Source organism: Desulfosporosinus burensis, assembly GCF_054657535.1.
The window spans coordinates 1-6971 of record NZ_BAAHYN010000033.1 but is presented as its reverse complement, the minus strand read 5'-3'; the positions used below and the strand labels follow the sequence as shown (position 1 = coordinate 6971).

Here is a 6971-nt window from a genome sequence, read left to right as displayed (position 1 = left end):
CACGCCATTTATCTTTAATAAACAAATGATTCCAGTGCATTAACGCTTTATCGTCTACGTTGGCTTACGCAAATTTTGCTTAACCTGCTCTCGCTGCAATATTGCTTTTGCTTTTTTGCAGCATAATCATAGGTTAGTAAAGCGTTTATACAAGAGTTTATACCCTTCTTCCGCCATCGGTGCCATTAAAATTATGGCATCGATGCGATATTTAGTTTAGGTGATGGGAATGATTAAGAAGAAAGGTGGAAGGTTTAATGAATGTTGACAAACTATTTTATGAAAATCTTTTCGAGGGTCTATTTTCTGATCCCTGCCAGGTGGAATTCTGGGATGGAGATATCAACCAGTTTGGTGAAGGGGATACGAAGTTCCGAATCATTTTGCGTGAACCTATTCCCAAGTCAGAGATCATCGGGGATTCTTCCCTAGCTTTTGGCGAAGCGTATATGCAGGATAAACTTGAAATCGAAGGAAGTGTCCGGGATGTCATCGAATCTCTCTATAAGAACCAAGAAAGCTTTTTGCATCAAAACCCGTCCTATCTGAAGTTGGTAAAATTTATTTCCAATGGCGTTAGAAAAAGCAAAGAAAATGCTCAATATCATTATGACATTGGCAATAATTTTTACCGTTTATGGCTTGATGACACGTTAACCTATTCTTGTGCTTATTTTAAATCTCCAGAGGATAATTTACTTCAGGCTCAGAAAAATAAAGTAGATCATATTCTGCGCAAACTTAATCTTCAAAAAGAGCAGCGTTTGCTGGATATTGGCTGCGGTTGGGGCGAATTAATCCTTACTGCCGCTCAAAAATACCATGTTGAAGCCCTAGGAATCACGCATAGCCAGGAGCAGTATGAGCATGTTAGGAGCCGTATTGAGCATGAACATTTAAAGGATTGGGTTGATGTGCAACTGTTGGATTATCGTGAGATTAAAAACCAGGTCTTTGATCGGATCGTTAGCGTAGGAATGCTTGAGCATGTTGGAAAAGAACATTTGGGCGAATATTTTGCCACTGTCCAGAAATTACTGGTCGATGGCGGAATTTCTCTGCTTCACTCCATCACAGGACGAGACGAAAAGGGCACAAATTCTTGGATTAATAAGTACATTTTTCCTGGGGGCTATATTCCTATGGTCTCTGAACTGATTCGTCAGATGGAAAGTCACGATTTTTACTTACTTGATGTCGAAAGCCTGAGAAGTCATTATACCCGTACTTTAGAACATTGGGCCCAGAACTTTGAACAGGCCTTGCCTTTGATTCGCGAGAGCAAAGATGAATCCTTTATCCGTATGTGGCGCCTCTATCTTCAATCGTCTGCTGCCTCCTTTAACTGTGGGAACCTTGACCTACACCAGTTTTTATTCAGCAAAGGTCCCAATAACCACTTACCATGGACCCGCGATTATATCTATAACTAGACTCCATATGTCTGGCGAGTATAAAATACAGAATTGAATAACAAGTTTTAGGTGCTAAAATTAAACTATGAGGTGATATAAATGTTATTTAACGAAGGAAAAATAGGAAATATCAATTTGAAAAACCGATTGGTTATGTTGCCTACGGTAACAAATCTTGCACAAGATGGATTTGTTACCAATAAAGAAATAGAATACTATAACAGGAGATCAAAGGATGTATCACTGGTCATAGTAGAAGCAAGTTACGTAAATAATTTTGGTAGATTTTTTAACAATCAACTTGGAATAGACAGCGATGAAAAGATTGACGGACTTAAAAGGTTATCAAATATAATCCATCACAATGGGGCAAAAGCGGGAATACAGCTTGCCATGCATAATCCAAAGTTTAAGCCTGCAGACTTTTCAAGAGAAGAGGTACAGGGGTTTATAGAAGAGTTTGCAAAGGCAGCCGTGAGGGCAAAAAAGGCCGGTTTTGACATGGTAGAGCTTCATTTTGCCCATGGATGGTTTGTGAATCAGTTTTTATCACCAGATGTAAACAAAAGGACAGATGAGTACGGCGGAAGTTTTGAAGGAAGGGCTAAGTTTGCCCTGGAGATACTGCTCAAAGTTAAGACTTATGTCCCTGATCTAGCGATTATATGCAGGATTAATGCCGACGATATTACATGTGGAGGATTTAATATAGAAGAAAGTGTTGAGTTTGCAAAAATGCTTGAAGCAAACGGTGCCAACGGGTTTGACCTTTCCGCGGGTGTGGGTTCCACGTCGGAATACCATATATCGCCGATGAGTGTAGAGGACATGCCTTTATTGAATCTTGTAAAGAGGATAAAAAACAATGTCGGCATACCCGTGATAGCGGCCAACAAGCTTGGGTTTGCAGAAAACTGGGAACAAATATTAAAGGATAATGCGGCCGACTTTATAGGAATAGCCAGGGGCCTTATTGGCGATCCTGATTGCGTTGCAAAGCTTAAAAAGGGAAACGGCAATGACATAAGATATTGCATACACTGTAATCAGGCATGTATAGCATATATCTTAAAGGGGCTTCCCGTCTCCTGTATGATAAACCCGGAGGTGGGAAGAGAGCAAGAATTTGAAGTTAAAACAGATCATCCTTTAGACATCGCGGTGATAGGCGGTGGCCCGGCGGGTATGGCCGCGGCCGTGTATCTTGCGAAAAAAGGTCATAGAGTCGAGTTGTATGAAAAAAGTAATAAACTTGGTGGTCAGTTGAATATAGCAAAAATACCGCCGCATAAAGGAGAAATAGGCAGGGTTGTAGAGTATTTAGAGAGAGAACTAAGAAAAAATAATATTGCCGTACACTTGAACAGGAACGTAACAGTTGAAGAAATAAAAAATATGCCTTTTGACAAAGTTGTGATTGCAGCCGGTTCTGTTCCCAGGAAAATCAATGGGGATATGGACATAGTCTCCTATCAAGCCTTCGATATTTTGTCCGGCGATTTGCCGGAGGGCACAGGTATTATCGTAATTGGCGGCGGCCTTACAGGCCTTGAAACCGCCGAATTACTTGCGGAAAAAGGCAAAAATGTGACCGTGCTGGAGGCAAAAGATGAAGTAGGGGATGGAGTATTTCCGATGGTAAGGAAGCTCCTTTTAAACAGGCTCAAAAAACTGAATGTGAGCATCATTACGAAGGCCACAATAAACCATATATCAGATAAAAAATTATCATATAATGTGGATGAAATCGAAAAAGTAATCGAATTTGACGATATTGTTATAGCAATAGGGAATAAACCGGATAAGACCTTCAAAGAATTAGAAGGCAATGATAAGTACAGCTTTATAGGCGATTGCAATGTAATGGCAACGGCCGTCGAAGCCATAAGAGATGGAGCCGATCTTTCATTGAAACTATGACGATTCGTTACTCGAGATTGTTACAGAAAAGCAAAACAAAGGACACAAAGATATGATACTTACTATTTTCAGAAAATTCAAAGAAGTGTTAGACATGGAAATTAACTTATTTATTTTTTTAACATGCCTAAGTTAAATTCGGTTTGAAGAAATAAATCAAAAGAAGGTACAGCTATGTCAAACCATAAAGAGAAACCAGTTGTCTTAGCGGAGCAGGTTCAGACATTCCTCGCTAACCTGGAGCCCCTTACCCGGAAGGTTTTCTTGTCTCTTACCCCGCCTAGCCCCCTGGATAACCGGGCAGATGTCGATCAAGTGCGCCAAATGTTGGAGCGCCGCTACGATTCTGTCAGCGTACCCCTGTCACTTATGTCTAGGATACCCGGCCTATGCCGCAGCGCTGATTGGCAGATTACAGCTACCCTAGCGGACACCAACCAAGGATGGAAATTAATTGATCTAGAACCTGGCGATACCACCAAGGAACAATTCGGACTAGCCATTGACATTGGCACGACAACAGTGGTGGTATACCTTGTCGATCTGTGTGACGGTACGGTTCTTAGACATGCAGCCGACTATAACGATCAAATTACCTTGGGGGAGGATATTCTGAGCCGCATTCGGCATGCTGGAGAATTAGGTGGTTTAGCCCACCTACAAAAAGCAGTTCTAGATACCCTAAATCGTTTGATTAGGCTCCTATTCCCGTTACCCATGGAGACAGGCAAGATTACTGCTGCAGCCATAGGGGCTAATACAACTATGATTCATCTCCTGCTTGGCTTGGACCCTGCATCAATTTGCCGCGATCCATATACTCCGATCGTGAACAATTCTGGCCTAATTCCTGCAGGAGAAATAGGACTTGACATCAATCCCCTGGCCCCTGTCTATTGTCTGCCGAGTATAGGAAGTTACCTTGGCGGAGACGTCATCGGCGGAATCCTGGTTAGTGAGATGCACAAACAACCAGAAATCTCTCTATTTGTCGACATCGGCACCAATGGAGAGATCGTGATGGGCAACGAAGATTGGCTTGTCGCTTGTGCCGGAGCTGCTGGACCGGCTCTAGAAGGAGGAGTCACAACCTTCGGTATGCGGGCGGAACCTGGAGCTGTGGATCATGTTTCCATAGATCCGGAAACGGGCCAGGTACAGTATACAACTGTGGCTGATATGCCTGCCCGCGGCATCTGCGGCTCTGGACTGGTTGACACTTTAGCAGAGCTTTTCCTTGATGGTATCATTGACAGAAATGCCCATTTCCAGAAGGGGCGGGAGGCGTATGTAGTTGTCCCAGCGAAAGAGACCGCCTTGGGAGAAGACATTGTAGTTACGCAGATCGATATTAATAACTTCATGGCCACCAAAGGAGCAGTCAATGCGGCTACCGATCTGTTAATGGAAAATGTGGGCTGCGCCTGGCAGAAAATCAGTCATTTTTATGCTGCTGGAGCGTTTGGACAGTATTTGCCGATCGAGTCGGCAATTGCGATTGGTCTATATCCTGACCTTCCACGCTCAGCCATCGTGCGTTTGGGCAATAGCTCTGGTGAAGCAGCCCGCCAAGTGCTCCTATCTCGCACCAAGCGTCTGGAAGCAGAAGCCATCGCTGCAAAGGTTACGTATTTCGAGCTAAATGCCAATCCGTCTTTTATGGAGAAATTTAGTGGCAGCAAATTTCTTCCCCATACGGACCTTGACCGTTACCCCAGCGTCAAAAGACGCCTACAAACCCACACCTAACCTGTGATCATGTTGATTTTTTTAATAACTTTTTTAGACGCATAAGCAACCATTTTCTCAAAGAATAAAGGCCCTCCCAATCAGCATGGGAGGGGTATTTTTTCCCAGTTTAATCATTTAGAGATTCAATGACTACCGTTAACTTCTAGGATTATTCCTATCCATCCAAGGCTAGTATTAGTGACGTCAGATTTCCACCCGCTAAATTACACGACCTATGCTCGGTCGCGACCGAAAGTTGAGTTACATTAAACTTACGAAAATTAACGTAAAAACCCACTACTTAGATAGCGGGTTTTTAGTGAATATGCTAATAAGTGGCACAATATTATTTCCAGCATTTGATTTCAGTTTTCTTGATTTAGGTGTAAATATCTATCCCCCAAAATGGCAAATATGTAACAAGGAGGGTTATAGCGATGGATGATTACATTTCGGATCACATTTCGAAGGAAGAACTAATAGAGATTGAAAACGCTGCAATGGAACAAATCTTGGAACGTGCCCGACAGGAATGGGAAAAAACCATGCAGTAATCCACCTTATCCCAGACACTGAGTCCCGCAACATCTGAGCACTTGATTCGCAGGGCCGCCCGACTTTAAACAGACGGGCTAATTTATCTCGGTAATTAGCAAAGAATATATCACCTTAAGAACGCTATCTTCTAATTATACCCTTTTAGTGCTCTCTATGGAGTACCCTGGGAACCTGGGAACTAGATTAATGTCAGTACTTTGTGAATCAGATGATCGAGAGAGTTAGAAATCTTAAGCTTTTGCGAGTTAATTAGATTTTGATATGTCGAAAATTATTTAACCCATTATTTAAACTGGAAACTCGAAATTTCGGTTAAGCAACTAGCAAATAATTGGATCGTTTTAGTTTGCCATTCTATTGGCAAATAAACATATGAAAACGACCTTGTCAATGATAAACTTTCTGGATTGACTAACTTTAAGGTGTTCAAAGAAAGCTCTTTACGAACAGTCCAATTGGAAAGAACCGAAATGCCCAATCCGGCTTCAACCGCTCCTTTAATAATTTGAATACTCCCCAATTCTAGAACATGGGCAGGAGTAATGTCAAGATCTTCAAGGGCCTTTTCTGCTACTTCTCTGGTTCCCGATCCCTTTTCCCGTAAAATCCATGTTTGCGTTGCCAGTTCCTCTACAGTAGGTACCTCTCCTGCATAAAAATCGTGATTTGAAGCAGCTATAAAGCTAACAGTATCTTGGGCAAAAGGAACCACCTTTAAATTTTCACTAGAAAATTCAGTTTCAATAATACCAATATCCGCCTCACGACTCTGCACCTGATGCATGACTTCATCACTATTTACGATATTGACCATAAAGGTAATTTGTGGATATAATTTCTGAAATCGTCGAAGAACGTACGGCAAAATATATTCACCAAACGTAAAACTGGCACTAATCACTATACTGCCACTGTCCCCGTAAAGCAATTCATCAAGCAAGCGTTTAGTCTCTTTATAGTGAGCCAAAATTTGCTTAGCCTGGTGAAAAGCAAGTTCACCTGCTTGCGTTAGGCTAACCGAACGTTTGCCCCGTTCTAATAAACTGACATTAAATTCACACTCTAAATTCTGAATATGCTGTGTAACTGCTGGTTGAGTAATATGCAGAACAGTGGCTGCCCGGGTAAAACTTTTTTCTTCTGCTACCGTTACAAACGTTAGGAGACGATGGTCCAAATTTATCACCTTCTTTAAAAGACATGACTCCCTTAATTTTTACAGTATTTTGGGACACACACACTATTGATAAGATATCCTTATTTATCAGATAATAACTAATAATTTTACTTATACTATTTTAAGTCTTATGCTTTGGATAGTCAAATAATTAAGAGGTGATTTAATCG

Annotated in this window: 4 protein-coding genes; 3 read left to right on the top strand and 1 reads right to left on the bottom strand. The window is 41.7% G+C overall.

The features are described from left to right. Window positions 1-257: 257 nt before the first annotated feature. The 3 genes from ACYQ3Q_RS28110 to ACYQ3Q_RS28100 all read left to right on the top strand — a co-directional run bounded on the left by ACYQ3Q_RS28110 (window position 258) and on the right by ACYQ3Q_RS28100 (window position 5084). Window positions 258-1433: a class I SAM-dependent methyltransferase gene (locus ACYQ3Q_RS28110; RefSeq protein WP_459931704.1), complete on the top strand. Its 1176-nt coding sequence runs from the start codon at window positions 258-260 to the stop codon at window positions 1431-1433. Between the two features lie 81 nt (window positions 1434-1514). Further along, the gene (locus ACYQ3Q_RS28105; RefSeq protein ID WP_459931703.1) at window positions 1515-3335 is read left to right on the top strand and encodes an FAD-dependent oxidoreductase; all 1821 of its coding nucleotides are present in this window, start codon (window positions 1515-1517) and stop codon (window positions 3333-3335) included. A 174-nt stretch (window positions 3336-3509) separates the two neighbouring features. Continuing rightward, window positions 3510-5084: an ASKHA domain-containing protein gene (locus ACYQ3Q_RS28100; RefSeq protein WP_459931702.1), complete on the top strand. Its 1575-nt coding sequence runs from the start codon at window positions 3510-3512 to the stop codon at window positions 5082-5084. A gap of 823 nt (window positions 5085-5907) precedes the next feature. Here the strand turns inward: ACYQ3Q_RS28100 and ACYQ3Q_RS28095 are convergent. Next, window positions 5908-6801 carry a LysR family transcriptional regulator gene (locus ACYQ3Q_RS28095; RefSeq protein WP_459931701.1) on the bottom strand — a complete coding sequence of 298 codons (894 nt, stop codon included), beginning with the start codon at window positions 6799-6801 and terminating at the stop codon, window positions 5908-5910. Between the last annotated feature and the right edge of the window lie 170 nt (window positions 6802-6971).